Here is a 25,826-nt window from a genome sequence, read left to right as displayed (position 1 = left end):
AACTGTGGTACGCTTATTTGATCACTTCGGCCAGTTTGGCGGCGAGTGCATCGCCACGGAGGTTTTTGGCGATGATCTTACCCTGCGGGTCGAGCAGGAAGTTCTGCGGGATGGCGCGCACAGCGTAGAGTGCGGCCGCTTCATTTTTCCAGAACTTCAGGTCAGACACCTGCGGCCAGGTGAGGCCGTCGTCTGCGATCGCTTTCAGCCATTTGTCTTTGGCCGTGGGCTGGTCGAGGGAAACACCGAGGATGGTGAAGTTTTTGTCTTTATACTCGTTGTACGCTTTCACTACGTGCGGGTTTTCTGCACGGCAGGGGCCGCACCAGGAAGCCCAGAAATCGATCAGCACATATTTGCCGCGGAAAGAGGAGAGGGCGATGGGGTTGCCTTCGGGATCGTTCTGCGTGAAATCGGGTGCGATGGCGCCGATGGAAACGGCTTTCACTTTTTCCAGCATTTCGGCGTAAGCTTTACCGTCCGGGCTGGACTGTACTGCCGGCGCCAGTTTGGCGAACATGGGCTGGATGGTGGCGTAGTCGGGAACGGAGCCTGCCATTGCTTTGAGGGCTTCGAGGCCGGCTGCGGATTTGGTATGCGATTCAGCGAATTTTTTCAGGATCGCTTCTTCGTCGTCGTTGATTTGCTTGCTTTCGGCCATGATGGCGGACATCCAAACGGAGTCTTTTTTCTGCTCCTGGGAAGATGCGTAGTAACGGGCCATGAGGGCTTTGTTACGCTCGCCAACGGGTTTCAGCAAGGCGTCGAGTGCTACCTGGTCGTTGGTGTGGATACCGCCTTTCACGGAAGCATTCTTCAGGGAGTCGGCGCTTTTAATAGTAACGGTGCCGGGTTCCAGGTAGATTTTCAGCTGTTCGTTGGAGGAACGCGGCGCGTCGGGGCCGTAGCTGAACAGGATCGTGGCTTTGGTGATGCCGGGAACGGTGCCGGAGAAGGAGAACTCGCCGTTTTTCAGGAAAGCGGAATCGCGCTTCTGGTCGCCGTCTACGGTATAAACGAGGTAAGATTTAACGGGTTCGTTGTGCTTGCCTACTTTACCCTTCACGGTGTATTTCGTCTGGGCATGTACGAGCGCCGGCAGGAGGAGCACTGCAGGCAGGATCTGGATTGATTTCATGATTGGTTTGATTTTACGCTCTAAAATTATGGAAAGAAATCGGTTGGGCCGTTGCCGCCCATCATAAAATACCAACGCCCGCCCCTGCGCTGTTTTATGATGGTATCGATTGCAATCGGGCGTAGAATAATCCATGTCATGTCTACACTTATTTAACCCGTGAGTGATACAAAATGATGATAAACATATACTATTTTCATATCCGCGCCTAAAGCGGCCTGTGTAGTGTTCACCATAAGATAATCCATCACTTCCCCAATCCTATCCATTCTTCAATTTAAAACAACCTGCTATATTTGACGGCAATTAGTTGCACATTAGACGCAATCAACCAAATGCATTAAAATCTCGGCTATGAAAGTGATCCACGTTCGCTCCATTCCGGGTGGGCAAGTAACATCCCCACCTGGCGAACAATCTTTGTTTCGGATTTTCCCTTTACTGATGAAGATGCTGCTCGTGGCGGCGCTCCCGATGGCTTTGCCCCAATTGTCGGCCGCACAGGAGAGCAGCGGACAAGTAACCATAACGGGCAGCGTCAAGGATTCCACCGGCACACCGTTGCCGGGCGTGACCGTGCTGGTAGCGGGCGTTTCCGGAAAAGGCACCACCACCAATGGCGACGGCCGCTTTGTACTGGACGTGAAACCCAATGCCACGCTCCAGTTCACGCTCATGGGCTTTGAAGCAGTGACCGTTCCGCTTGCGGGCAGAAACACCGTAGATGTAGTATTGCGGGAAAAAGTCAACCAGCTGACCGACGTGGTCGTTACCGCCTATGGCAAAAAGCAGCAACGCGAAGCAATTGTGGGAGCGGTTACGACCGTCAACCCCAAAGACCTGAAAATCCCTTCCAGCAACCTCACCACGGCGCTGGCAGGGCAGGTGGCCGGGATGATCGCTTACCAGCGCAGCGGCCAGCCGGGCCAGGACAACGCCACCTTCTTCGTTCGTGGTGTAACGACCTTCGGTTACAAGCAAGACCCGCTTATCCTCATCGATAACGTGGAGCTCACGGCCACCGATCTCGCCCGCCTGCAGGTAGACGATATCGCCAGCTTTTCCATCCTGAAAGACGCAAGCGCCACTTCGCTCTACGGCGCCCGCGGCGCCAATGGCGTGATCCTCGTTACCACGAAGGAAGGTAAAGCCGGTAAAGCGAAAATCAATTTCCGGTTCGAGAATTCGATTTCGCAGGCTACAAAGAATATAGAGATGGCCGATCCGGTAACGTACATGAACCTGTTCAACGAAGCGATCATGACGCGGGATTCCCTCGGGGCGCCGCGCTACGATCAAAACAAGATCAATCATACCATCAACGGCGACAACAAATTCGTATACCCGGCGGTAAACTGGATGGATGAACTGTTCAAAAAACGCACGAACAACCAGCGCGCCAACCTCAGCGTGAGCGGTGGCGGCGAAGTAGCCCGGTATTATGTGGCAGGCTCCTACAACCGGGATAACGGTATCCTGAAGGTAAGCCCTGTCAATAATTTCAATAACAACGTAAAGCTGGACAACTACCAGCTCCGCTCCAACGTCAACATCAACCTCACCAAAACAACCGAGATGGTGGTAAGGCTGGCGGGCAACTTCGATGAGTATACCGGTCCGGTTACGCAGGACGCCTCTTACGGCACCGACCTGTATTCGCTGGTGATGCATACCAGCCCGGTGGACTTCCCGGCATATTATCTGCCCGACTCTTCCACCATTTTCGAGAAACATATCCTTTTCGGCAACAAGCCGCTGGAAAACGGACTGCTCGGCACAAACCCTTACGCACAATTGCTGCGTGGGTACAAGAACTTCTCCCGTTCCCGCATGTCGGCGCAGGTGGAGCTGACGCAGAACCTGTCGTTCATCACCCCGGGGCTTAATTTCCGCGGGATGGTGACTACCAACCGCTATTCGTTCTTCGACGTTGTGCGCCAGTACAATCCGTTCTATTACCAGGTTGGCGATTACGACCGAAAAACGGACAAATACCGCCTGGTATGGTTGAACAACAAGCCCGGCGAAGCCACCGAATACCTCGATTTTACGGCGGGCAACCGGGTGATTTCCACGTTCGTGTACCTGCAGGGTGTACTGGATTACAACCGGACATTCGGGGACCATACGATCAGCAGTACGCTCGTGGGCACCCGTCAGCAGACGCTGAACACCGATGGTTCCTCCCTGCAGACGTCGCTGCCTTACCGCAACCTGGGCCTCGCGGGCCGTGCCACATATTCTTACCTGAGCCGTTACTTCCTGGAGTTCAACTTCGGGTACAACGGCAGTGAGCGGTTTTCTTCCAATAACCGTTTTGGGTTCTTCCCCACGATCGGGGCATCCTGGGTGATGTCTAACGAAAAGATGTGGGAAGGCTTGCGCGATGTGGTGACGAGAGCGAAGATCCGCGCGAGCCACGGGCTCGTAGGGAACGACGCCATTGGCAGCCAGCGTTTCTTCTATATGTCTGAAGTAAATATGAACTCCGGCTACGGGGCCACTTTCGGCAGGAACAACGCTTACGGCCGCAACGGTGTTTCCATCATCAATTACGAAAACCGCGATGTGACCTGGGAAACCTCGCACCAGACAAACATCGGCCTGGAGCTGTCGTTCTTCGACAAACTGAATTTCATCGGTGAAATCTATCGCCAGCGCCGGACCAATATCCTGCAGCAACGTACTTCCATCCCGAGCACTTCCGGTCTGGAAGCGGGCATCAGCGCCAACATCGGTGAAGCCATGTCGGAGGGGATCGACCTGTCGCTGGATTACAAGCAGCAATTCGGGAAAGACGCCTGGGCTGCCGTTCGCGGTAACCTGACGTATGCTACCAATAAATTCGTGCAATACGAAGAGCCTAAGTTCAATGAGCCCTGGCGCTCGCGCATCGGCAATTCCATCAACCAGATATATGGCTTCATCGCGGAAAGACTTTTCGTGGACGATGCCGAAGTGGCTAATTCGCCTCGCCAGAATTTCAATGGCTACGTGACCCGCGGTGGTGATATCAAATACCGCGACGTGAACGGCGACGGGCAGATCACCGAACGTGACATGGTGCCCATCGGCATGCCCACCGCGCCGGAGCTTGTGTATGGCGCCGGTTTCTCGGTAGGGTATAAGAACTTCGACCTGTCGGCCTTCTTCCAGGGGCTGGGCCGGGAGTCTTTCTTCATCGACGTGTCCGACGTGGACAGGGCCGGCAGCGATTACCTCGAAAGCACGATGCCTTTCGTGGCGAATGCGCAAATCCTGAAAGCTTATTCGGAGAATTACTGGTCCGAAGAGAACCAGAACATCTACGCCATGATGCCCCGTTTATCCCATACGCACAATTACAACTCGGCGCCCTCGCCTTCGCAGGGGGTAACGATCCCCAATACCTGGTTTATGCGCAACGGGGCTTTCCTCCGCCTTAAAAGCCTGGAAGCCGGTTATACCATCCCGCGACATATCACCAAACGGTACCACATCGAGAACTTAAGGATCTATTTCAACGGGCTGAACCTGCACACCTGGAGCGCCTTTAAGCTGTGGGATCCTGAAATGGCCGGTAAAGGCATGTCTTACCCGGTTCAGAAAGTCTTCAACTTCGGTATCAACGTCAACCTGTAGCGAGTTAAAAATGCAAATCATGAAATTCAACATACGTATTTGGATAGTGGCGGCAGTGCTGCTGGCAAGCTTCCCGTCTTGCAAGAAATACCTGGACGTGGTGCCCGACAACGTAGCGACGGTCGATTACGCTTTCCGTAACCGCAACGAAGCGGAGAATTACCTGTTCACCTGCTACGCCACGATGCAGAAGTCCATCTTCTACGCCTGGTCCGACCCTGCATTCACCACGGGCGGGGAGCTGCTGCACCCTTTCCCGGTAGAAAATAACAGGGACATGGGTTTCCGGATGCTGCGGAGCGGCAATAACGTGCTGTCGGTGGAGCTGGACTTCTGGAGCGGCAATAACGCCGGCGTGAATCTTTACCAGGCCATCCGCCGCTGTAATATTTTCCTCGAGAATGTGGATAAACCGGTGGATCTGACCGCCAACGAAAGGGCGCGCTGGACTGCCGAAGCGAAGTTCCTCAAAGCCTACTATCACTATTGGCTGGTGCGCATGTACGGGCCGGTGGCGGTGATCCGGAAGAATTTGCCGGTGAACGCGTCGATCGACGAAGTGCGCGTGAAGCGCGAGCATGTGGATACCGTGTTTAATTATGTAGTGCAGTTGCTGGATGAGGCCGCCGCCGGATTGCCGCGCATCATTACTTCGGAGGCGAGCGAGCTGGGCAGGGTGACGCGGTCCGCGGCGCTGAGCGTGAAAGCGGAAGCGCTCGCCTGGCAGGCAAGCCCGTTATTCAACGGCAACCCCGACTACCTCAATTTCAGCTCGAAGGAAAACAAACCGCTGTTCTCCACCACGGCCGATCCCCATAAATGGGTGTTGGCCGCGGAAGCGTGCAAACAGGCGATCGAAGAAGCGGAGTCGGTAGGGCGGAAGCTCTATCCCTTCGTGCCGCCGGCTAACCTCACCGGCCTGAGCGACTCCACTATCCACCTGCTGGCTTTCCAGGGCGCGGTTACGCACCTGTTCAACGACGAAGTGATCTGGGGCGCCAATCCGGTGAATGCCGACTGGCAGTATATCTGCATCCCCAAAATGGCGGTGGAATCTCAGACCAACGACGTGATATGGGGGAGCCTGTCGGCGCCCCTGGCCATCGCTGAGATGTTCTACACCAACAACGGCGTGCCCATCAACGAAGATAAAACCTGGGATTACGGCAACCGGTATGTACCGCGCGCCAGTGATGAAGCGCACCGTTATTACATCCGAAACGGCTACCAGACGGCCGGCCTTAACATGAACCGGGAAGTCCGCTTTTACGCCAGCCTCGGTTTCGACGGCAGCAACTGGTTCGGTAACGGCACGCTCGACGACGATAACCAGCAATACATCCAGGGCAAAATGAAGCAGATCAGCGGCGCCGCCATGATCGTTAAAACGAACAGTACCGGTTACTGGCCCAAGAAGTTGGTGCCGTACCAGAGCGAGTTCCTGGCGCGCAGCCTGCCCGTGCCCTTCGCCGTGCCGCGCATCCGCCTGGCCGCGTTGTACCTGTTGTACGCCGAAGCGCTGAACGAAACCGGCAACCGCACCGAAGCGCTGACATGGATCAATAAAGTGCGCGAAAGGGCGCAGCTCAAAACGGTGGAAGAAGCCTGGAGCATGTATTCCAATAATCCCGGGAAGTTCAACAGCAAAGAAGGATTGCGCCAGATCATCCACCAGGAAAGAAGGATTGAGCTGGCCTTTGAAAGCCAGAGCGGCTGGGATCTGCGCCGCTGGAAGGAAATGAAGGATTACCTGGCTAAGCCCATGCAGGGATGGAGCGTGTATGAAGAAACAGTGGCGGGATATTACCAGCCCCGCACGATCATCATGCCGGTATACAATACCCGGGAATACCTGTGGCCGATCAGCGACGCGGATCTGACCATCAATCCCAATCTCGTGCAAACGCCTTTATGGTAACCGCGTTTTCCTTCTTCAACTCAAAATGATTTCAAGATGCAATCTTCACAAACCAAAATATTCGCGTTGCTGGGCCTGATTGGCCTGGCAACCGCATGGGGCGGCTGTTTCAAAGACGAAGCCTACAACGAGCCCACCGATAAGGACGGCGCGAAACCTGGCCCGGTCACTAATGTGCAGGTAACCAACCACAACGGCGCGGCTACCATCACCTATACACTGCCGAACTCCTCCAACCTGCTGTACGTAAGGGCGAAGTATAAAACCAACGATGTTGCGACGCGGCAAACGCAGGTTTCCTATTACACGAATAAAGTGGAAGTGAGCGGCTTCGCCGAGAAGAAAGAATATGAAGTGATCCTCACCACGGTTTCCCGCGCTGAAGTGGAATCCGAGCCCGTGATCGTGAAAGTGAATCCTGAAACACCGGTGCACCGGCTGGTAATGCCCACCGTACGGATCGCGCCCGATTTCGGCGGCGTCTTTATCGGTGCGGAAAATGCTATCCGGGAAAAGATCGGCGTGATCGTGATCACCAAAGACAAGAACGATGAATTCAAGCCCATTGAAAGCCGGTATACCACCAACGAGCAGATCGGTTTCAGTGTGCGCGGCTACGAAAACGAGCCCCGCGAATTCGGTGTCTATATCGTTGACCGCTGGGGTAACAGCTCCGACACGCTGTTCGAAACGATCACCCCGCTGTTCGAAGAACTGCTCGACAAAAACAAGTTTGCGGACATGAGCGTGCCCGGCGACGAACCATCCGATTACCAATGGTACATGAACTACCTCTGGGACGGTAACACCGATCCCAACAGCACCGGTTTCCACACCACCACCATAGGCGCCCTGCCCAAGCACATCACGTTCGACATGGGCGCCAGCTACCACCTCAGCCGTTTTAAAACCTGGCAGCGCGGCGGTGGATGGTACGACTTCTCCCATGGCAACCCGAAAAGATGGCGCGTATGGGGCACCGACGAAAGGCCCGCTGCAGACGGCAGCTTCAACGGCTGGACGCTCCTTGGCGAATTCGAAGCGCCCGCCAAGCCTTCCGGAAGACCGCCCTACGACAACACGGCGGAAGACGTGGCCTTCGGCCGCAACGGATTCGAGTTCAACATCCCGGCGGGATCGCCCAGGGTACGGTATATCCGTTTCCAGGTCCTGGAAACGTGGTCCAATACCAACTTCTGGCATATGATCGAAATCTCTTTCTGGGGGCAACAATAACGCAAAACAGGCAACACATGCAATTCAAACCGCTTCATACTTCCTTCGCAGCATTGGCAGGGTTCCTCCTATTGGGAGGACTGCTTGCCTGCGACAAACAGGCCACTGATTACAGGGCATTCCTCAACGACAAGGAAAAAATTTATCCCGGGGTCATGAACCAGCTGGAGGCCCTGCCAGGGCGCGATCGCGTCCGCTTCAGCTGGAAGCCCAGCGCCGATCCGTCGGTCAAGTCCTATAAAATAACCTGGAACCGGGGCCAGTCTTCGCAGGAAGTGGCCGCTATCACGCACGATCCCGCGCAAACGATGACCGCCACCGTCAACGGTTTAACGGAAGACAGCTATGACTTCACCGTGTACGCGCTGGATGGAGCGGGGAATATCTCCGTTCCGGTAGAGCGGTCGGGCATCCGCAGCTATGGGGAGCGTTACGAAAGTGGTCTCCGCAACCGCGGTGTGGTTTCCAAATGGTTCGAATCCGCAACGCTTGTGATCCAGTGGGCCACTGCGGATACCGTACACACCGGTTCCCGGATCGTGTACACGGATCTTGCGGGGAATGAGCAAACCGTAACAGTGGATCCGGAAGTGACAGAGACGCGGTTGGCGGATTGCCGGGAAGGCGAGCCGGTGAGCGTTTTGTCGGGATACAAGCCTGTCCGCCTGGCCATCGATACTTTTTACGCCCTGAAACCGGATACATTGAAATTTTAGTTTTTTATCGTTTGTAAGTTAGCAATCCGGCCCCTGGGACTTTTTGTCCTGGGGGCTTTTTTGTTGCCGTGCGGGCATAAAAAAAGCGGCCTCCGGGTGGAGGCCGCTCCTATGGAAAGCTTTGATTACTTAGCGAGTTTGGCTTTCAGCGCGGTGTCCAGCGCTTCGAGGAACTCCTCGGTGTAGAGGTAGTGTTTGCCATGCTCTACTTTGTTGCCGTGAATGCAAACCGCGAGGTCTTTGGTCATCTTGCCGCTTTCTACGGTTTCGATGCACACGGCTTCGAGGGCGTGGCAGAAGTTGATGAGCTCCTGGTTGCCGTCCAGCTTGCCACGGAATTCCAGGCCGCGGGTCCATGCGAAGATGGAAGCGATCGGGTTGGTGGAAGTGGGTTTACCGGCCTGGTGGTCACGGTAGTGGCGGGTAACGGTGCCATGCGCCGCTTCGGCTTCCATCGTTTTGCCGTCGGGGGTAACGAGGGTGGAGGTCATGAGGCCGAGGGAACCGAAGCCCTGGGCCACGGTGTCGGACTGTACGTCGCCGTCGTAGTTTTTACAAGCCCATACGAAGTTGCCGTTCCATTTCAGGGCGGAGGCCACCATGTCGTCGATCAGGCGGTGTTCGTAGGTGAGGCCGTTTTTATCGAATTCGGCTTTGAATTCTTTTTGGTAAACGTCTTCGAAGATGTCTTTGAAGCGGCCGTCGTATTTTTTGAGAATGGTGTTCTTGGTGGAAAGATACAGGGGCCATTTCTTCATCAGGGCCTGGTTGAAGCAGGCGCGGGCGAAGCCGTAGATGGATTCGTCGGTGTTGTACATCGCCAGGGCAACGCCGTCGCCTTTGAAGTTGTACACTTCGAATTCCTGCACGTCGCCGTTCTCGCCTTCAAATTTGATGGTGAGTTTGCCTTTTCCTTTGGTGAGGAAGTCGGTAGCGCGGTACTGGTCGCCGAATGCGTGGCGGCCGATGCAGATGGGAGCGGTCCAGTTGGGAACGAGGCGCGGAACGTTCTTCATCACGATGGGCTCGCGGAATACGGTGCCGTCCAGGATGTTGCGGATGGTGCCGTTGGGCGATTTCCACATCTGTTTCAGCTTGAACTCCTCTACACGCTGCTCGTCGGGGGTGATGGTGGCGCATTTGATGCCCACGTTGTATTGTTTGATGGCGTTGGCTGCGTCAATGGTCACCTGGTCGTTGGTGGCATCGCGGTGTTCCATGCCCAGATCGTAATATTTGATATCCAGGTCGAGATACGGTGTGATCAGTTTGTCTTTGATGAACTTCCAGATGATCCGCGTCATTTCGTCGCCATCCAGTTCAACCACAGGGTTTGCAACTTTGATTTTTTGTGACATCGATTTAATGTTTTGTGTTTCTTCTTATAAAATCTTTATGAGACACGAAATCCCGCTACGGATTACGTTTTTCTATCAAATGATGTTATTTGAATGTCGAAAGATAGTATTATCCTTCAAAAAAACGTAATCGTGGCGGGAAAATCGGTGTTAAGGCTATTTTAGAGCTGCTTGATAATCTCGTCGGCGAACTCGCTGGTCTTCACGAGCGTAGCGTCGTCCATGAGCTTGTAGAAGTCGATGGTTACGCGTTTGCGCATGATGGCGGTGCTGAGGCCATGGGTGATGATATCGGCGGCTTCCTTCCAACCCATGTATTCCAGCATCATAACGCCGGAGAGGATCACGGAGGATGGGTTCATGGTGTCGGTGTCGGCGAAGCGGGGCGCGGTGCCGTGGGTGGCTTCGAACACGGCGTGGCCGGTGGCGTAGTTGATATTGCCGCCAGGCGCGATGCCGATACCGCCTACTGCAGCTGCCAGCGCGTCGGAGATATAGTCGCCGTTCAGGTTGAGGGTGGCGATCACGGAGTAATCCTGCGGCGCCAGGAGGATCTGCTGCAGGAAGTTGTCGGCGATCACGTCGTTCACGATGATCTTGTTATGCGCCTTCGCTACTGCGATTTCCCTGTTGGCGGCGTCTTCTCCCTGTTCTTTCTTGGTTTTCTCCCATTGTTCCCACGTGTACACATAATCGCCGAACTCGCGTTCTGCCAGTTCGTAGCCCCAGTTCTTGAAGCCGCCTTCGGTGAACTTCATGATGTTGCCCTTGTGTACAATGGAAACGGAAGGTTTTTTATGCTCGATGGCATATCTGATGGCAGCGCGCACCAGCCGCTCGGTACCTTCCTTCGACACCGGTTTGATGCCCAGGGAAGAAGTTTCCGGGAAACGGATCTTGTTCACACCCAGTTCCTCGGTGAGGAATTTCAGGAGCTTATTGGCGCCTTCGGTGCCATACATATACTCGATGCCGGCGTAGATGTCTTCAGTGTTCTCACGGAAAATCACCATATCCACCTTTTCGGGATGCTTCACGGGGCTGGGCACCTTGTTGAACCACCGCACGGGGCGCACGCAGGCGTAGAGGTCCAGCTCCTGGCGCATGGCCACGTTCAGCGAACGGATACCGCCGCCCACGGGAGTGGTCAACGGGCCTTTGATAGACACCAGGTATTCCTTCAGCGCGTCCAATGTAGTTTTGGGCAGCCATTCGCCCGTTGCCTGGAAGGCCTTCTCGCCCGCCAGTACTTCTTTCCATTCAATCTTCCGCTCACCGCCGTAGGCTTTCTCCACAGCCGCGTCGAACACCCGCACGCTCGCGCGCCAGATATCCGGACCGATGCCATCACCGATAATAAATGGAATAATAGGATGGGCAGGAACCTTGATCTGCCCGTTGATCATCTGAATTTTTTCTGCCGGCATATTGCTTGTTCTTTATTGCACCGCAAAGGTAACACATTTACAACGGTCCCGGACCCCCCAATTGTGAGAATTAACTTAAATTCGTGGCGTATTGTCTGACCCGCAAAAAAGGACCCAATGGAGCAACATATTGTCGAAATAGTAGATATTACCCCCGTCACGCACGACGTTAAACGCTTCAAATTCCGCAAGCCGGAGGGGTATACCTTTATCCCCGGACAGGCTACGGACGTGGCTATCAACAAACCCGGGTGGAACGACCAGCTGCGGCCGTTCACTTTCACCGCGCTCAACGACTGGGATCATCTCGAATTCACCATTAAGATATACGATGACCACGAAGGCGTCACCCACCAGCTCGGCCAACTCAAAACGGGCGACCAGCTGCTGATCCACGAGCCCTGGGGCGCTATCCAATACCATGGCGAAGGCGTTTTCATCGCCGGCGGCGCGGGGATCACCCCCTTCATCGCCATTTTGCGCCAATTGCAAAAGGAAGGCAAAGTGGGGAATAACAAATTGATTTTCAGTAATAAGACCCGGGAGGATATTATCCTGGAAGCGGAGCTGCGCGGCATCCTGGGGGGTAACTTCATCAATACCCTCACGTCTGAAGCGCAACCGGGCTACGACCATCACCGGGTCGATGAAGTATACCTCCGCGACAAGGTCAAAAACTTCAAACAGCACTTCTATATCTGCGGCCCGGATGCCATGGTGGCCGCTTTGCCGCCCATAATCCGCAAATTGGGCGGTGAATCCGTTGTAGTGGAGCTCTGACCGGTTTCACCGGCGATTTCCCCGTTTTTACCGGTAAATCCACCCCCGCTTGCCTGTATGGGGTTGCCCGGCGTATATGCGCTCCGTATGTTTGCATCATCAATCATAACTCGTAAATCGCAAACACTACAACTATGAGCAAGTATAATCGTCGGTACGACAACGGCAACAGCGGTCTCTGGGCCGGCGTCATCGTCCTCTGTGTCGGTTTATTTATTTTACTGAGAAGAATGGGGCTTGAAATGCCCCACTGGCTGTTCTCCTGGCCGATGATCCTCATCGCCGTCGGTTTCGTGATGGGGGTGAAGGGCAAATTCCAGGGCGTGGCGTGGTTCATCGTCACTTTTATCGGCTGCGTTTTCCTGATCGGCGACATTTTCCCATATGAATGGAACGTCCGCCGGTTCGTTTGGCCCGCCATCCTGATTGTAATAGGTATATATATCATCGGGCGGGCCACGAGCAAGCGGCAGCATTATGAAAAGATTTTTTCGGCAGACGAATCCGCTAATACAAATGATTATATCCAGGCCACAACCTTGTTCAGCGGCACCAATAAAGTGATCCTTTCCAAGAATTTCCAGGGCGGCAGCATCACTACGATGTTCGGCGGCACGGAACTGAACTTCTCGCAGGCCGATATAAACGGGGAAGTAGTGCTCGATATTACCACCTTGTTCGGCGGTGTGGAGATCATCGTGCCCTCGCACTGGGACGTGAAAGTAGACGTGAACACGGTGTTCGGCGGCATTGAAGACAAGCGCATGATCCCGCCGGTCATTCCTTCCAATAAAGTTCTCGTGCTGAAAGGCTCCTGCACTTTCGGGGGAGTTGACCTGAAAAGTTATTAATCCTTTCCTTCCGCCATCTTTCTACCATCGTTTGTTAGCCCCAGGATCCATCCATCCTTTCCATCACCGAAAACCTTTAAAACATGTATTGGTACGTAGCCAAGATCGTATATCAGATCGTTTGCGGCACCGGCGACCACCTCCCGCAATTCGACGAGCAGCTGCGCCTCATCAGCGCAACGAGCAAAGCCGAGGCCTGGAAAAAGGCGGTGCAGATCGGGGAGCAGGAACAGTATGCTTTCCGCAACCAGCGCGAAGAGCTCGTGGAATGGCGATACATCAACGTTCCCGAATTGCATACGCTAGACGAGCTGAAAGACGGCATGGAGATCTATTCCCGCGTGGAAGAGCCCGATAACGCCAACAGTTATGTGGCGCTCCTGCAGATGAAAGCGGCACAGCTGCAATCGCAGAAGATGTTTGAACTGAATCTTTAACCCGGAAATCAGCTCCCTTGGCCACGCAACTGCTCAAAGAACAACCTTTACGCTGGACGTTCCTCATCGCCTGCTGCCTCTTTTCCGCCGTGCATGGTTTTATCATGCGGTACTGGCTGGGAGTAGACGGCACCATCGCCTGGATGGACGCCAACATCCATAATATTCTCCTGTTCATCGCGGTGGCCGCCATCACCCAGATGCAGGCTTACTACAGACCGGTGAGGATGCGCTACTTGTACGTGGTGGTCCTCACCACTGTTATCACCATCCTCTGGCTCATGCTCACGCTGGTGATCCTCCGGAACGTTTTCCCGAAAGACGTTGTGTACCTGCAATGGTTGTCGGACACGGCGCCGGTCCGGTTCGCGCTGGGGTGGTTATTGCTTACGGGAGCGGGGTACCTGAGTTTCATTCTGTACGAGATGGAAGAACAACGGCAGGCGCTCGCCCGGAAAGACGCGGCGGAGAAAATGGCGCGCGAAGCCGAGCTGTACAAACTCCGCCAGCAGCTGCAACCGCACTTCCTGTTCAACAGCCTCAACTCCATCAATGCGCTCGTTTCCATCCGGCCGGAAGAAGCGCGGATGATGATCCAGCAGCTGAGCGATTTCCTCCGCGGAACGCTCAAGCGAGAAGACCAGATCTGGATCCCGCTGCGCGAGGAGCTTCAGTATTTGCAATTGTACCTCGATATAGAAAAAGTCCGCTTCCGCCACCGGCTCACTACCGAAATAGAAACAGCCCCCGGCGTGGGGAATTCAGCATCCCGCCCATGCTCCTGCAGCCCGCCGTGGAAAACGCCATCAAATTCGGGTTGTACGACACCACCGACGCGATCTGTATCCGCATCCGCGCCTGGACCGAACGCGACGTGCTCTTCGTTTCCATCACCAATCCATTCGATAACGAGTTGTCGTCGCCCGCGCCCAAAGGCACCGGTTTCGGCCTCAATTCCATCGGCCGCAGGCTGTACCTGCTCTTCGCCCGGCAGGACTTGCTGGAAACGAAGGCCGAAGGCAACATATTCACCACCCTCATTAAAGTACCGCAACAGCATGATAAAGACCATACTGATAGATGACGAACCCCTCGCGCGGGAGCTCGTCCGTGAATACCTGCGCGACTTCCCGCAGGTGGACGTGGTAGCCGAATGCAACGACGGCTTCGAAGGGCTCAAAGCCATCCAGCAACACCAGCCCGATCTCCTTTTCCTGGATATACAAATGCCGAAGATCAACGGTTTTGAAATGCTCGAACTGGTCGATAAGCTGCCGCAGGTCATCTTCACTACCGCATTTGAAGAATATGCCCTCCGCGCCTTTGAAGTGAGCGCCGTCGATTACCTGTTGAAGCCCTTCTCGAAAGACCGCTTCGCCAAAGCTCTCCAGAAGATGCTGGAGCGCCGCAGCGAAGTGGCGCCCGAACTGCTCGACAACGCCGCCCGCGAAATGCCGATGCAGCAAAACAGGGTAGTGGTGAAAATCAACGGAAAGATCAAGATCATCCCCGTGCAGGATATCCACTACCTCGAAGCGGCCGACGATTATGTGAAGATTGTTACCGCGGAAGGATCCTTCCTGAAGAATAAAACGATGGCATATTTCGAGAAGATGCTCGACCCGCAGCAATTCATCCGCGTACACCGGTCGTACATCCTCAGCATTACGCAGATCACGCGGATCGACCCTTACGAGAAAGAAAGCTACCTGGCCATCCTGCGCGACGGCAGCAAGGTAATGGTGAGCAAAACGGGGTATCCCAAACTGAAAGAGGTATTAGGTTTATAGCGTTTTTATATTCATACCAATGTTAGTTATTGCAACGACTGGAACATCCGTTCCAGTTTTTCTTTTTTAAGGATCTTCTGTCCCTGCCGCCCTTTGGCCACGAGGCGCCCGTTGCAGCGCGCTTCGAACGTGCAGATGATTTCATGGCCGTTGATGCTTTCGGCGATGGATATAAAATCCACGGTGGAACCTTCGGGGGCGGGGCTGAGGTGTTCGATGGAGATCATGGTGCCGATGCCTTCTTCTTCGTCTGATTTCATATCGAGGACGAACAGCCGGCCGCACCATTCCGCGTCGCGGGCGAGGGCGAAGGTGGCGTAAACGGGGTGTACGCTGCCGCTATCGAATGCGGCGCAGTCTTCGGGGCGCACCAGGCGGCTGAAGCGCCGTTCGTCGCCGGGTTTTACGGGGATGGGCATTTTTGAAATTACGGATTTTATTGCACCACCAGCACGGGGATATGCACTTTGTGGCGGACGTGGTTAACGGTTTCGCCGTACAGCCAGTCTTTGATGCCCGAGTGCCCGTGCCCGCCGAGCACCAGCAGGTCGGCGTTTTCCGCCTTCACGATGCGGGCGATCTCCTTGGCGCGGTGGCGGTAGCCCAGTTGCCCGGTGGCTTTCACGCCGCGTTGTGCGAGCAGGGCGATGTAGGTATCGAGTTGTTCCTGGTCTTTTTGTGTTTCGAAATCGAGCGCATCATTCCCGAAATACCGCGCCGAGGCGCTTTCCACGATATGGATGAGCACGTATTCGGTGTGCGGGCTTCCCTGCGCGAGGGCGTTGGTGATCACGCGGGCGTCTTGCTCGGAGAAGTCCAGCGCCATGGCGATACGGCTGTAGACGGGCTTTTCGAGGTCGCCGAGGGATAGTTTGACCGGGTGCATCTGCGCCGAGTGCATCTTGCGGTAGCGGCTCAGCCAGGGATAAAGCACGGTGATGACCAGCAGCGCGATGAAACCGAGGATCACCAGGAAGATCAACCCATCGATCCACCAGGGATGTTCACTGTTTACGAATGCTTCGGCTTCGTTATACACCATCCTGATATTCAGGTAGACCAATACGCTGGAAATGAGCCAGGCAGCGGCTTTCACGATGGGTTTGATGGCGAATACCCCCATCGTTTGTTTATCGCTGACGAAGTGGATGAGCGGGATGATGGCGAACCCGAGCTGGAGGCTCAGCAATACCTGGCTGAACACGAGCAGTTCCCCGATCTTTTCTTCCCCAGCCACCAGTATCACGATCAATGCCGGAATGATGGCCACGAGCCGCGTGATGAGGCGCCGCAGCCAGGGATTGATGCGCAGGCGCAGGTATCCTTCCATAACGATCTGGCCCGCGAGGGTGCCGGTAACGGTGGAACTTTGCCCCGCCGCAATGAGCGCCACGGCGAAAAGGATCGGCGCGAGCTTGCTGCCCAGCAGAGGTTCCAGCATGCGGTGCGCTTCGTGGAGATCCGCGATGCCGGTGTGCCCGGCTTTATAAAATACGGTGGCGGCGAGGATGAGGATGGCGGCGTTCACGAAGAAGGCCAGGTTCAGCGCGATGGCCGTATCGGCGAAGTTGATTTTCAACGCCCTCCGGATGCCGCTTTCCGTTTTGGAAATTTTGCGCGTTTGCACGAGGGCGGAATGGAGGTAGAGGTTGTGCGGCATAACGGTGGCGCCGATGATGCCGATGGCGATGTACAGCGCCGTTTCGTCGGGGAGCGCCGGCACGAAGCCCTTCACTACTTCGCCCATGGGCGGCTCCGCGATGAGCAGCTGCACGAGGAAGGAGGTGCCGACGACCGCCACCAGGGCGATGATGAACGCTTCCATCTTGCGGATGCCGTAGCGCTGGAGCACCAGCAGCAGGAACGTGTCGAGCACCGTAAGGCTCACGCCCCAGATGAGCGGAAGCCCCGTCAATAACTGGATGCCGATGGCCATGCCCAGCACTTCGGCGAGGTCGGTGGCGGCGATGGCGATTTCGGCAAGTATATATAAGATGAAGTTGACCGGCGCGGGATAAGTTTCGCGGTTGGCTTGCGCGAGGTCGCGCCCGCGCACGATGCCCAGCCGCGCGCTGAGGCTTTGCAGCAGGAGCGCCATGATATTGCTCATCAGCAGCACCCAGAGCAGCGTATACCCGTACCGGCTGCCGCCTGCGAGGTCGGTGGCCCAGTTGCCCGGGTCCATGTACCCCACGGAAACGAGATAGGCGGGCCCGAAGAAGGCCAATATCCTCCGCCATTTGGATCGCTGGGGTTTGGTGGTGTCTATACTCTGGTGAACTTCGCTGAGTGAGGCGCTGGATTCCTGCGTGTGCATGATGCCGGTTTACAATGATTTTACCATGATGTTCTTCGATACCTGTTCGCTCAGGGTAAAGGCGGGCTGATTGCGTATCTTGACTTCCACGGAGTTGTCGAATTCGTATCTTTCTATAATATCGAGATGGGTGCCGAGGCGGATTCCCTTGGCGTTGAGGAACTCCAGCAACGCCGACGACTGGTCCGACACACCGGCCACTTCCAGCCGCCGCGCCGTGGCTTTATCCAGGGAAACGAGGGGCTGGCTCTTCGAAATCCTGCCCTGCGCATCCGGTATGGGGTCGCCATGCGGGTCGGAGGTAGGGTTGCCCAGGAAAGCGCTCAGCCGTGAAATCAGCTTCTCACTCCGCACATGCTCCAGCTCTTCGGCGATCTCATGCACTTCATCCCAGCTGAAACTCAGCTTGTCGACCAGGAAACATTCCCATAAACGGTGGCGGCGGACAATCTGCAAAGCGATTTTACGGCCATCCGCCGTGAGGCTGATCCCCTGGTACTTCTCGTAATCGATCAGCTTCTTCTCTTTAAGCTTCTTCGCCATGTCCGTCACCGATGCTGGCTTGGTAGCCAGCTCGTAGGCGATGGCGTTGGTGCTCACCACGTCGTTTCCATCCTGCAGCTTGTAAATGCTCTTAATGTAATTCTCTTCCGCAACCGTCAAGTTCATAGCCTCTAAAATATTATTTAGACAAATCTAAATAAAATATTGGGAAAGTAAAAATAGTGGGAGAAAATTGGAAATATGACTACCTTTTCGCCGAATTACGACAAATCACTATGCGGAGCATTTTATTCCTGTTTTTGATGATCGGCGTACTGGCCGGTTGTACATCCCGTAACAAGACGATTAGCGAAGACGATCGCGAGCTCACGTTCGCGGATTATTCCAACAAGTTCCCCGCTGCGGAGGCGCTGCGCTGGAACGCGGATTCGCTGAAGCGCAAACGGGCCGACAGCCTGGCTTTCAAGTCCCGTTACCTCAAACAGTTCCTACCCGATACCCTCGGCAAAGGCGTATTCTCCGCCGCCGAAAAGCCGAAATTCTGGGCGGTAGGGCAGGTAAAAATGACCGAAGATCTCCGCCTTTTCCTCGTGGAAGGCGCGGCGAAATCGGGCGCCGCCGCATGGATGTGTTTTTATGACAAGAACGGCGCTTTCCTGCAAAGGCACCTCGTGGCCCGCTACACGCCCGGCGGCGCGAAAAAGACGGGTTTTTCGGTAGACAGGAAAGGGAATATCCGCATCCACACTGAATCCGGATCCGCCGTTTCCCGGGAGGATGTATACGCCGCCAACCCCGACGGCAGCCTGGCGCTGGTGCTCACCAATTCCAACGAGCCCTCGGTAACGGGGCTCTTCAATCCCATCGATACGCTTCCCCGCAAACATAAGTATTCCGCCAACTACACCGCCGGCGAAGGCAACATCGTATCTATCCGCGACGGCGAAACGGCGAAGGAATTCCTTTTCTTCATTCACTTTACGCGCGACAAGGGCGCCTGCGTGGGGGAAGTGGACGGAACGGGCCGCTTTACCGGCGCCAATACCGGCCAGTGGCGCGATAAGCAATCGGGTTGCATCATCGACTTCACATTCAGCAGCAGCAAGGTGACAATCACCGAGTCTGGCTGCGGGGCCTATCGCGGCATCAAATGCGCGTTCGAAGGCGCGTTTACCAAAAAACGCAAATAGGTTAATTAATCCAGGTTTCGCTGTACCGTGTCGAGGAAAGAGATGCGGCTGATGAACCGTGCGCCCAGCGAGGCGAGGTGAGGGGTGTGTACCTGGCAGTCGATAATGGCCAGCTGCGCGGCATGGGCTTGCACAAAGGTGATGAACGCGGCTTTGGAAGCGTTGCTGACGGCGGCGAACATGCTTTCGCCGAAAAAGCAGCGGCCGATCTTTACACCATATAATCCGCCGACGAGTTCATTCTCCTGCCAGCATTCCACGCTGAGGGCGAAGCCTTGCCGGTGGAGTGCGGAATAGGCGCGGAGCATGTCGCGGGTGATCCAGGTGCCGTCTTGCCCTTCACGCGGTGCAGTGCGGCAGCGGTCGACCACCGTTTCGAAGCATTCGTTGACGCTGATGCGGAAGTTCCCTTTTTTCAGGATCTGCTTCATGCTATGGGAAACTTTGAGCGCTTCCGGGAAGAGGACGAACCGGGGATCAGGGCTCCACCAGAGGATGGGTTTGCGGTTGTACCAGGGGAAGATGCCCGAACGGTAGGCCAGCAGAAGGCGCTCGGGGCTGAGGTCTCCGCCGATGGCAAGCAGCCCGTCGGGTTCGGCCAGCGAAACCGGGGGAAAGTACAGCTCGTTATCGGGAAGATGGAAAAGGGGCATTTATGATGCTACGGTTTCTTCGATGGTGGCGCTGATGCCGCGGTCGAGCAGGGCTTCGCACATGGGCTTCAGGTCGGTGAGCGAACCTTTTTTACTGCATATTTGCCATTGAAGTGGATGATGAGCGCGCATTGTTCGGCCTGCTCTTCGGTATGGCCGCAGACTTCTATAAGGGATTGGATCACCCAGTCGAAGGTGTTCACTTCATCGTTCCAAACTACCAGGCTGAAAGGGAATTGTTCCGCCGTTTCTACCAGCACATCCTCCGCTTCCTGAACGGATACGCCTGTTCCCGTGTAATGCATTTTAGGTCGAATATTTCTGCAAAGTTACATTTTTTTGCGATGGCCGGTGTGTTTGCGCAAATGGTTGTAAATTAACGGCAATGAAACCGGGCTTGCACGGTTCCATCTACCACCGGAAAGTAAATAGTACATGATGAAAGGATTGGTTTTACTCTTGAATATCAGTTTGCCGCTGAAAGATCCCGTGCCGATTTTTAGCCTGGTTTTATTTATTATTTTATTGGCCCCCATTATCCTCCGGAAATTCCGGATTCCCAGTATCATCGGCCTGATCCTGGCCGGAATGGCCATCGGGGACCACGGTTTCAGGATCATCGAGCAGGGGAGTATCAAGTTGTTCGGGAACGCGGGACTGTTGTATATCATGTTTCTCGCGGGGCTGGAACTGGATATGACGGAGTTCCGGAAGAACCGGCACCGCAGCGCCGTTTTCGGCGCGTTCACGTTTTTTATACCGCTGGCGCTGGGATATGTGCTCTGTACCTACGTGCTTCACTTCAACCTGATGGCCACCCTGCTGATCTCCAGCATGTTCGCCACGCATACGCTCGTCGCTTATCCGCTCGCCAGCCGCCTCGGTATCAACAAGAACGAAGCGGTGACGGTAGCCGTGGGCGGCACCATCATCACCGATACGGCGGTACTGCTGATCCTGGCCATCATCACCGGCGCGCAAACGGGGCATCTCGATACCGCATTCTGGCTGCGGCTGGGCATTTCCCTGACGATTTTCGCCGTAGTAGTGATGTATGGTTTTCCAATGGTGGGGAGATGGTTTTTCAAGAAGATCAAAGACGATAAGACTTCGCACTTTATTTTCGTACTGGCGCTTGTTTTCCTGGCGGCCTTCCTGGCCGAGCTGGCGGGTGTTGAGGGGATCATCGGGGCCTTCCTGGCAGGGCTGGCGCTCAACCAGCTCATCCCGCATACCTCACCGCTGATGAACCGCGTGGAGTTTGTGGGTAACGCCATCTTTATTCCCTTCTTCCTCATTTCTGTGGGGATGATCGTGGACCTGAAAGTATTGCTGAAAGGTCCGGAGGCCCTCATCATTGCGGGCTCCTTAACGGCCATGGCGCTCCTCAGCAAGTGGCTCGCCGCCTTCTTCACGCAACTCGTTTTCGGATATACGCCCACGCAGCGCAACGTCATCTTCGGCCTCAGCAGCGCGCACGCCGCCGCCACCATCGCCGTGGTGCTGATCGGTTATAACATGGGCATCATCAACGAAAATGTGCTCAACGGAACGGTGGTGCTGATCCTCGTTACCTGCATGGTCAGCTCCTTCGTAACGGAGAACGCCGGCCGCCGCCTCGCTATCGTGGAAGCCGACCGCAAGCCCGAATTCAGCGGCGGACCGGAGCGCTTCCTCATCCCCATCGCCCAGCCCGAACGGATGGAGCCCCTGCTCGATTTCGCGCTGATGGTCAAACAGCCCGGCAACCCCGCGCCCGTGTACCCGCTGGTAGTGGTGCAGGACGATGAAGAAGCCCGCGAGAAAATCCATCTCAGCAATAAAATGATGGAGAAAGCCGTTATCCACGCCGCCGCTTCCGAAAGCAACCTGCAGGTAGTAACGCGGGTGGATCTTAACGTAACCGACGGTATCTCCCGCGCGGTGAAGGAACTGCTGATCTCCGACGTCATCCTTGCCTGGAGCGAGAAGAACAGCGCCACCGACCGGATATTCGGCACCATCTTCGGCAGCACCACCGACAATGTGTTGCAAAGCGTCTGGGAAAACGTTTATATCTGCGATTTCCATTCCCCCATCAATACCACTAAAAACCTCGCCCTCATCCTCCCGCGCAACGCGGAATACGAGCTGGGATTTGCGCATTACATGGAAAAGATCGTGCTGCTTGCCAAGCAGGCCGGCGCGCGCATCGTGGCGTATTGCGGCAAGGGTACGCAAACGGCCGTGGAGAAATTCGTGACGGAGGCAAAGGCCAGTGTGGAAATCAGTTTCAAAACACTGGAGAACCCGGAAGACTTCCTCGTGATCGCCCGCAGCGTAACGGCAGACGATCTCATCGTGGTGGTTTCCGCGCGGCGGGGAACGCTGTCTTTCCAGCCCTACCTCGAAGGCATCCCCGCGAAAATGATCCGCCATTTCCGGGAGAACAATATCATCCTCATCTACCCCGAACAACGTACCGCCGAAAACAGCGAGCCGGGCATGCAGGACGAAGACATCTCGCTCATGCCCATCCAGGAGCAGCTGCGCAACTTCCAGAAACTGAAACGCGCGGTACAGAAGATTTTCAAAAACGAAAACGGCAAACAGGAAGGGGAATAATCAAGGCGCCAGGAAATCCCCGTCGATAATCAGCAACTTAACGCCGCCTTGAGTGCGCGAACGGTGAAGGCTTGCATCGTCGGAAACGATATAGGTCATGCCTTCCATTAAGGTATGCGTTTCGCCATTTTGCAATTCACTATCGAAGCTGCCGCTAAGGCAATGTACGATATGCCCTTTCGCGCACCAGTGGTCCGCGAGGTAACCTGGCTGGTAGGTTACGATGCGCAAGCGAAGCCCGGGGTATTGCAGTGTTTGCCATTGCGCGGCACCCGTGGTGCCGGGGTGGGTGGAAGGCAGGATATCTTGCCAGTTGATGACAGTAAATGAAATGGCCATATGCGGGATTTGGGGGTGATTGCCATAAACAAAAAATCCCCGCAGATACTGCGAGGATTCTTGTTGGTGGGAGCTGGCGGATTCGAACCGTCGACCCTCTGCTTGTAAGGCAGATGCTCTGAACCAGCTGAGCTAAGCTCCCTTTTTGTTTCCCGTTTCGTGAACGCTTGTCGTTCGTTGGGAGTGCAAATATATAGACAAATATTTCAAAAACAATCAGCTGTGCAAGAAATTTTTTTCGATGCTTTGCAAGGTGTCGTGGAATCCGCTACAGGACTGGATTATAAGTAGTTGCGCGATTTTGACGATGCGTTTTGTTCGATGTTTGTACTCACTTTTTATGCGGGAATAGTAGCCGAAGGATCTAAGCAAGCGATTTTCCGGTTGGGGATCTTCATTCTCCGGATATGGTAACGGGAAATCTGGAATTTGCAGCTTCAAACACACCGACATGAGACAATACTACAAATGGTTCACAGGCGCGATGGCTTCGGCAGTGATCCTGGCAGCTTGTTCGAAAGACGACAAGGATGAATCGACGCCTCCGGCGAGGAATTACAACAAGCTGATCACCGTGTCCAACTTCAACGGGGATACCACGACCAGCAAGACTGTGATCTATTACAGCCTGGAGCAGGAAAAGGCCGGATCGCCCAGGAACCTGAAAAGTGCTGATTGGGATGTTGCCTTTGGCGGCAACGCAAATTCTTCCATTTCCGGCAATTATGGTGCGGATGTGGATGAGAACACCACGGCAGGGAAGGGCGGCCCCGGTAAAGGCGGCGTGTTGATTATCGGCAAGCCTTTCGACCAGGTGACCCGCGTCCCGGACGGAGCCGTGTTCATCACGACATCCGGCGGCGTAGGCCTCGATACAGCCGGGATGTTTGGCACCACCACCGGCTGGTGCGTGTATGATTTCGCCGGCGTGCTGCGCGCCACCAAAGGCATCGGCGGCAACAACGCCACCACGCAGAAACACACCGTATGGGCGCGCCCCGACCGTACCATCATCGTGCGCACCGCTTCCGGCAATTACGCCAAACTGAAGATCACGAGCATGTATAAAGAAGCGCCCGCCGAACCGGTAACCGGCACCGAACGGCCGTATTTCCACTTCCAGTACGTACTGGCGGCTCCTGGATCTAAGGACTTCACCATCAAGTAAAATCTTTCATTTAAATATTCTGCTAAAACCGACGATTAAACAGATAACGTCCCGCTTCGCCGGGACGTTTTTTGTCAACCTGCAATTAATATTTTCGGATTCGAAGTTTTTGAGCATTTCGCATAAGATGAGATCAGCTGTTATCTGTTAAAAAACAAGCATTCAGCTTTTAGTAAAGAGCAGATGGAATGCGTAGTTAGCGCAACGTATACTTGACTGAGCCAGGGTAAGGTGAAATTTGAAGGTGAGTTACGACAGGGCATAAAAAAGCCCCGCAAATTGCGAGGCTTTCTGTGGGAGCTGGCGGATTCGAACCGTCGACCCTCTGCTTGTAAGGCAGATGCTCTGAACCAGCTGAGCTAAGCTCCCGTTTTTGTGAACGCTTTTCGTTCGTTGGGATTGCAAAGGTAGAATCTTTTTGAATAACGCCAAATTTTTTTCGAGAAAAATTTTAGCGCAGTTCCCAATCCACGATTTTATTGCTCCATTCTTCCCGGAAGGGCGTGGAAACTTTGATGTAGTTATCAGTATATCCTTCCATCATCCCGTCTTTACTATGCGACTCGAAAAGTACCGTGCGCGTTTGCCCTACATGTTGTTCGGTGAAGAACGACATTTTCTTGTGGCTCAGGTTGCGCAGGGCTTTGTTGCGCTCCTGGCGAACGTTCACGGGTACCACCGGTTTGATCGACAGCGCATGCGTATTGTCGCGCTCGCTGTAGGTGAAAACGTGCAGGTACGACACGTCGAGGCCGTGGAGAAAATCGCAGGTTTCCTGGAAGTGCGCGTCGCTTTCGGAGGGGAAGCCCACGATCACGTCGACGCCGATGGCGCAATGCGGCATTTTTTCCTTGATGCGCGCTACTTTCTCCGCATACAGCTCGCGGCGGTAGCGGCGGCGCATCAGGGCGAGAATCTCGTTGCTGCCGCTTTGCAGGGGAATATGGAAATGCGGCATGAACTTCTTGCTGGCGGCCACAAAATCAATGATCTCGTCGGTCAGCAGGTTGGGCTCTATGCTGGAAATCCTGTATCGCTCGATGCCTTCCACTTCATCCAGCTGTTGGATAAGTTCGAAGAATGATTCTTCGCGCTTCTTGCCACCTTCGAACCCCTTGCCGAAGTCGCCCAGGTTTACACCGGTGAGCACGATTTCCTTCACGCCGTTGCCAGCCAGTTCGCGGACGTTTTTCAGCACCCCTTCGACGGAGTCGCTGCGGCTGATGCCCCGCGCCATGGGGATGGTGCAGAAAGAACAGGTATAATCACATCCGTCCTGCACTTTGAGGAAAGTACGGGTACGGTCGTTAATGGAATAACTGGAATGAAAAGTATTGACATCTTCGATGTCGCAGGAGCAGACCTTCGCCCCGTCGTCGCCCTTGGTGAGCTCGCGGATGTGGTCGGCGATGTTGAATTTCTCGGCGGCCCCCAGCACGAGGTCCACCCCCGGGATCTCGGCGATCTCCCTGGGCTTGAGCTGGGCGTAGCAGCCGGTGATCACCACCATGCTGCCCGGCGCGCGGCGCTGGATGCGGCGCACGATCTGCCGGCATTCCTTGTCGGCATTGTCTGTCACGGAACAGGTGTTGATCACGTAAACGTCCGCCGTGTCGTCAAATTCCTTCCGCACAAACCCGTCCTTTTCCATCATCCGCCCGAGGGTGGAAGTCTCCGAAAAGTTCAACTTGCAGCCGAGCGTGTGAAATGCCACTGATTTTGTTCCTGTCATAAGGATGGCAAAGGTACGATTTCCCAAGGTTTTTCAGCCTGTTGATA

The 25,826-nt window shown here is 55.0% G+C and carries 21 protein-coding genes and 2 tRNA genes; 11 read left to right on the top strand and 12 right to left on the bottom strand.

The features are described from left to right. Window positions 1-13: 13 nt before the first annotated feature. Complete coding sequence (locus WJU16_RS07695) at window positions 14-1,138, bottom strand: TlpA disulfide reductase family protein (protein ID WP_341837739.1); 1,125 nt, start codon at window positions 1,136-1,138, stop codon at window positions 14-16. A gap of 444 nt (window positions 1,139-1,582) precedes the next feature. Between WJU16_RS07695 and WJU16_RS07690 the strand changes: the two genes are divergently transcribed. Genes WJU16_RS07690 through WJU16_RS07675 form a run of 4 tightly spaced genes read left to right on the top strand, consistent with a single transcriptional unit; the run spans window position 1,583 to window position 8,629 of the window. Beyond that, window positions 1,583-4,759, top strand: coding sequence for a TonB-dependent receptor (locus WJU16_RS07690; RefSeq protein WP_341837738.1), 3,177 nt, complete (start codon window positions 1,583-1,585; stop codon window positions 4,757-4,759). Window positions 4,760-4,778: 19 nt separating this feature from the next. Further along, entirely contained in the window at window positions 4,779-6,677 is a 1,899-nt protein-coding gene (locus WJU16_RS07685) for a RagB/SusD family nutrient uptake outer membrane protein (protein ID WP_341837737.1), read from the top strand. A 36-nt stretch (window positions 6,678-6,713) separates the two neighbouring features. Then, window positions 6,714-7,913 carry a DUF5000 domain-containing lipoprotein gene (locus WJU16_RS07680; protein ID WP_341837736.1) on the top strand — a complete coding sequence of 400 codons (1,200 nt, stop codon included), beginning with the start codon at window positions 6,714-6,716 and terminating at the stop codon, window positions 7,911-7,913. Between the two features lie 17 nt (window positions 7,914-7,930). Further along, window positions 7,931-8,629 (top strand): DUF4998 domain-containing protein, encoded by a 699-nt coding sequence (locus WJU16_RS07675; protein WP_341837735.1) that lies wholly within the window; start codon window positions 7,931-7,933, stop codon window positions 8,627-8,629. Window positions 8,630-8,754: 125 nt separating this feature from the next. Here the strand turns inward: WJU16_RS07675 and WJU16_RS07670 are convergent, their stop codons facing one another. Beyond that, window positions 8,755-9,987, bottom strand: coding sequence for an NADP-dependent isocitrate dehydrogenase (locus tag WJU16_RS07670; RefSeq protein ID WP_298716074.1), 1,233 nt, complete (start codon window positions 9,985-9,987; stop codon window positions 8,755-8,757). Between the two features lie 161 nt (window positions 9,988-10,148). Continuing rightward, window positions 10,149-11,414: an NADP-dependent isocitrate dehydrogenase gene (gene icd, locus WJU16_RS07665; protein ID WP_341837734.1), complete on the bottom strand. Its 1,266-nt coding sequence runs from the start codon at window positions 11,412-11,414 to the stop codon at window positions 10,149-10,151. A gap of 117 nt (window positions 11,415-11,531) precedes the next feature. On the opposite strand from icd, the gene WJU16_RS07660 reads away from it, so the two are divergent. From WJU16_RS07660 to WJU16_RS07645, 4 genes are all read left to right on the top strand, one after another. Beyond that, a complete protein-coding gene (locus tag WJU16_RS07660) occupies window positions 11,532-12,194 on the top strand; it encodes an FAD-binding oxidoreductase (RefSeq protein WP_341837733.1) in 663 nt (220 codons plus the stop codon). Window positions 12,195-12,328: 134 nt separating this feature from the next. Continuing rightward, window positions 12,329-13,045, top strand: a complete 717-nt coding sequence (locus WJU16_RS07655; protein WP_341837732.1) for a LiaF transmembrane domain-containing protein — start codon at window positions 12,329-12,331, stop codon at window positions 13,043-13,045. 83 nt (window positions 13,046-13,128) lie between these two features. Continuing rightward, window positions 13,129-13,482: a DUF4288 domain-containing protein gene (locus tag WJU16_RS07650; protein WP_298716080.1), complete on the top strand. Its 354-nt coding sequence runs from the start codon at window positions 13,129-13,131 to the stop codon at window positions 13,480-13,482. Window positions 13,483-13,499: 17 nt separating this feature from the next. Next, window positions 13,500-15,272 carry a LytTR family transcriptional regulator DNA-binding domain-containing protein gene (locus tag WJU16_RS07645; RefSeq protein ID WP_341837731.1) on the top strand — a complete coding sequence of 591 codons (1,773 nt, stop codon included), beginning with the start codon at window positions 13,500-13,502 and terminating at the stop codon, window positions 15,270-15,272. 26 nt (window positions 15,273-15,298) lie between these two features. On the opposite strand, the gene WJU16_RS07640 is transcribed toward WJU16_RS07645, so the two are convergent. Genes WJU16_RS07640 through WJU16_RS07630 form a run of 3 tightly spaced genes read right to left on the bottom strand, consistent with a single transcriptional unit; the run spans window position 15,299 to window position 18,258 of the window. Next, window positions 15,299-15,691, bottom strand: coding sequence for a thioesterase, FlK family (locus tag WJU16_RS07640; protein ID WP_341837730.1), 393 nt, complete (start codon window positions 15,689-15,691; stop codon window positions 15,299-15,301). Window positions 15,692-15,708: 17 nt separating this feature from the next. Further along, complete coding sequence (locus WJU16_RS07635; protein WP_341837729.1) at window positions 15,709-17,589, bottom strand: Nramp family divalent metal transporter; 1,881 nt, start codon at window positions 17,587-17,589, stop codon at window positions 15,709-15,711. 9 nt (window positions 17,590-17,598) lie between these two features. Continuing rightward, a complete protein-coding gene (locus tag WJU16_RS07630; protein WP_341837728.1) occupies window positions 17,599-18,258 on the bottom strand; it encodes a metal-dependent transcriptional regulator in 660 nt (219 codons plus the stop codon). A gap of 110 nt (window positions 18,259-18,368) precedes the next feature. Here WJU16_RS07630 and WJU16_RS07625 point away from each other — a divergent pair, with 110 nt between their 5' ends. Next, on the top strand, window positions 18,369-19,283 hold the full coding sequence (locus WJU16_RS07625; RefSeq protein WP_341837727.1) for a hypothetical protein: 915 nt from the start codon (window positions 18,369-18,371) through the stop codon (window positions 19,281-19,283). 5 nt (window positions 19,284-19,288) lie between these two features. On the opposite strand, the gene aat is transcribed toward WJU16_RS07625, so the two are convergent. Further along, complete coding sequence (gene aat, locus WJU16_RS07620; protein ID WP_341837726.1) at window positions 19,289-19,936, bottom strand: leucyl/phenylalanyl-tRNA--protein transferase; 648 nt, start codon at window positions 19,934-19,936, stop codon at window positions 19,289-19,291. Between the two features lie 68 nt (window positions 19,937-20,004). Continuing rightward, entirely contained in the window at window positions 20,005-20,241 is a 237-nt protein-coding gene (locus tag WJU16_RS07615) for an ATP-dependent Clp protease adaptor ClpS (protein ID WP_341837725.1), read from the bottom strand. A 130-nt stretch (window positions 20,242-20,371) separates the two neighbouring features. Between WJU16_RS07615 and WJU16_RS07610 the strand changes: the two genes are divergently transcribed. Next, a complete protein-coding gene (locus WJU16_RS07610; protein ID WP_341837724.1) occupies window positions 20,372-22,540 on the top strand; it encodes a cation:proton antiporter in 2,169 nt (722 codons plus the stop codon). On the opposite strand, the gene WJU16_RS07605 is transcribed toward WJU16_RS07610, so the two are convergent. Both WJU16_RS07605 and WJU16_RS07600 read right to left on the bottom strand, forming a co-directional pair. Further along, on the bottom strand, window positions 22,541-22,879 hold the full coding sequence (locus WJU16_RS07605) for a DHCW motif cupin fold protein (protein WP_341837723.1): 339 nt from the start codon (window positions 22,877-22,879) through the stop codon (window positions 22,541-22,543). Window positions 22,880-22,943: 64 nt separating this feature from the next. After that, window positions 22,944-23,021: transfer RNA gene (locus tag WJU16_RS07600), tRNA-Val, on the bottom strand. A gap of 309 nt (window positions 23,022-23,330) precedes the next feature. Between WJU16_RS07600 and WJU16_RS07595 the strand changes: the two genes are divergently transcribed. Next, window positions 23,331-24,047: an HmuY family protein gene (locus WJU16_RS07595; protein ID WP_341837722.1), complete on the top strand. Its 717-nt coding sequence runs from the start codon at window positions 23,331-23,333 to the stop codon at window positions 24,045-24,047. A gap of 294 nt (window positions 24,048-24,341) precedes the next feature. On the opposite strand, the gene WJU16_RS07590 is transcribed toward WJU16_RS07595, so the two are convergent. Both WJU16_RS07590 and mtaB read right to left on the bottom strand, forming a co-directional pair. Then, window positions 24,342-24,416 (bottom strand) — tRNA-Val (locus tag WJU16_RS07590). Window positions 24,417-24,498: 82 nt separating this feature from the next. Beyond that, a complete protein-coding gene (gene mtaB / locus WJU16_RS07585; protein ID WP_341837721.1) occupies window positions 24,499-25,761 on the bottom strand; it encodes a tRNA (N(6)-L-threonylcarbamoyladenosine(37)-C(2))-methylthiotransferase MtaB in 1,263 nt (420 codons plus the stop codon). Window positions 25,762-25,826: the final 65 nt, after the last annotated feature.

The organism is Chitinophaga pollutisoli (assembly GCF_038396755.1).
Classification (GTDB): domain Bacteria; phylum Bacteroidota; class Bacteroidia; order Chitinophagales; family Chitinophagaceae; genus Chitinophaga; species Chitinophaga pollutisoli.
The sequence above is the reverse complement of the archived record's forward strand: the minus strand, read 5'-3'. Positions and strand labels throughout refer to the sequence as shown.

What these genes read in the sequence shown, in the direction of transcription:
- WJU16_RS07695 (WP_341837739.1), bottom strand. Translation starts at nt 1,138, where the DNA reads ATGAAATCAATCCAGATCCTGCCTGCAGTGCTCCTCCTGCCGGCGCTC.
- WJU16_RS07690 (WP_341837738.1), top strand. Translation starts at nt 1,583, where the DNA reads ATGAAGATGCTGCTCGTGGCGGCGCTCCCGATGGCTTTGCCCCAATTG.
- WJU16_RS07685 (WP_341837737.1), top strand. Translation starts at nt 4,779, where the DNA reads ATGAAATTCAACATACGTATTTGGATAGTGGCGGCAGTGCTGCTGGCA.
- WJU16_RS07680 (WP_341837736.1), top strand. Translation starts at nt 6,714, where the DNA reads ATGCAATCTTCACAAACCAAAATATTCGCGTTGCTGGGCCTGATTGGC.
- WJU16_RS07675 (WP_341837735.1), top strand. Translation starts at nt 7,931, where the DNA reads ATGCAATTCAAACCGCTTCATACTTCCTTCGCAGCATTGGCAGGGTTC.
- WJU16_RS07670 (WP_298716074.1), bottom strand. Translation starts at nt 9,987, where the DNA reads ATGTCACAAAAAATCAAAGTTGCAAACCCTGTGGTTGAACTGGATGGC.
- icd (WP_341837734.1), bottom strand. Translation starts at nt 11,414, where the DNA reads ATGCCGGCAGAAAAAATTCAGATGATCAACGGGCAGATCAAGGTTCCT.
- WJU16_RS07660 (WP_341837733.1), top strand. Translation starts at nt 11,532, where the DNA reads ATGGAGCAACATATTGTCGAAATAGTAGATATTACCCCCGTCACGCAC.
- WJU16_RS07655 (WP_341837732.1), top strand. Translation starts at nt 12,329, where the DNA reads ATGAGCAAGTATAATCGTCGGTACGACAACGGCAACAGCGGTCTCTGG.
- WJU16_RS07650 (WP_298716080.1), top strand. Translation starts at nt 13,129, where the DNA reads ATGTATTGGTACGTAGCCAAGATCGTATATCAGATCGTTTGCGGCACC.
- WJU16_RS07640 (WP_341837730.1), bottom strand. Translation starts at nt 15,691, where the DNA reads ATGCCCATCCCCGTAAAACCCGGCGACGAACGGCGCTTCAGCCGCCTG.
- WJU16_RS07635 (WP_341837729.1), bottom strand. Translation starts at nt 17,589, where the DNA reads ATGCACACGCAGGAATCCAGCGCCTCACTCAGCGAAGTTCACCAGAGT.
- WJU16_RS07630 (WP_341837728.1), bottom strand. Translation starts at nt 18,258, where the DNA reads ATGAACTTGACGGTTGCGGAAGAGAATTACATTAAGAGCATTTACAAG.
- WJU16_RS07625 (WP_341837727.1), top strand. Translation starts at nt 18,369, where the DNA reads ATGCGGAGCATTTTATTCCTGTTTTTGATGATCGGCGTACTGGCCGGT.
- aat (WP_341837726.1), bottom strand. Translation starts at nt 19,936, where the DNA reads ATGCCCCTTTTCCATCTTCCCGATAACGAGCTGTACTTTCCCCCGGTT.
- WJU16_RS07615 (WP_341837725.1), bottom strand. Translation starts at nt 20,241, where the DNA reads ATGCATTACACGGGAACAGGCGTATCCGTTCAGGAAGCGGAGGATGTG.
- WJU16_RS07610 (WP_341837724.1), top strand. Translation starts at nt 20,372, where the DNA reads ATGATGAAAGGATTGGTTTTACTCTTGAATATCAGTTTGCCGCTGAAA.
- WJU16_RS07605 (WP_341837723.1), bottom strand. Translation starts at nt 22,879, where the DNA reads ATGGCCATTTCATTTACTGTCATCAACTGGCAAGATATCCTGCCTTCC.
- WJU16_RS07595 (WP_341837722.1), top strand. Translation starts at nt 23,331, where the DNA reads ATGAGACAATACTACAAATGGTTCACAGGCGCGATGGCTTCGGCAGTG.